This window comes from Microvirga makkahensis, from assembly GCF_009830105.1.
Taxonomy (GTDB): Bacteria; Pseudomonadota; Alphaproteobacteria; order Rhizobiales; family Beijerinckiaceae; genus Microvirga; species Microvirga makkahensis.
Genome location: NZ_WURB01000083.1, coordinates 1 through 849 on the forward strand (window position 1 = coordinate 1; position 849 = coordinate 849).

The following is an 849-nucleotide window of genomic DNA, read 5'->3' on the forward strand; positions in this document are numbered from 1 at the left end:
CGAAACGTTCGGCACCACCTGCCAGCGTGCGGCAAGATCATGCAGGGTCAGCAGGGCCTCAGACTTCGGCCTCATGGGTGTCCTCCGGTTTGGGGTAATCGGGCTCGGAGGCAGAAGCCGTTTGGGCGGTGGCGAGCGCTTCATAGGCCGCCTGCCGGACCAGCACCCGGACGAAAACAACCAGAGAGGCTGGCGAAGATGCCGGCTCCTCACGCTCGGGAGTTGCTGGTTTGCTGTCTAGCCCACTGGTGACCTCCAATGGGCGCAACCATCGGGCCTTCAGCGCGGCAGGTATAAATCGTTAACGCAGAGGTTTTTGCGCGCTCATGATGAATGGAAGGTGGAAGGATCGAGATACTCCCGGTCCCGTACGATCAACGACTGCCTCACGATCTCATCGATCAGCCGATGCTTGAACGTGTGTTCTGGCCGATGAACAGCGAGTGCTTTCTTGATAAAGCCACCGGCACCCGTTCGATCAAGCCGGTATCTGAATCGATCGTGTGAGATGGCTTGACGCCGAGGATCTCCTGATACGCAATGAGCAGAAGGACAACGAGTTCATGTCTGTTCTGATCTGGCGTGTTACCATCTTTGTGGCTCCGCGCTGATCGACTTTGCTGGCCGGCAACCTCTGCCGCCTTGCGGCTCCAAATGGCCATACGCTGCAGGTAAAGAATATGGCGCCGCATATCGAGGTCGTCGGCATCGGGATGAGCTTCCGACAGGGCGACGATCGGCAGCGGACCCTGGTTGCCGAGCCTCTCTGCTGCTTTCGCTGCTGTCTCGACACCTTTTGCTAGTTCGTTCAACTCACCTGCAACAGCAGAAGGACGGAGCTTCTCGGGG

At 58.5% G+C, this 849-nt stretch carries 1 protein-coding gene; it reads right to left on the reverse strand.

Annotated elements, in window-relative coordinates:
* Positions 1-401 precede the first annotated feature (401 nt).
* Positions 402-849: hypothetical protein (locus GR328_RS26525; protein WP_160888633.1), on the reverse strand; the 448-nt coding region annotated here is incomplete at its 5' end.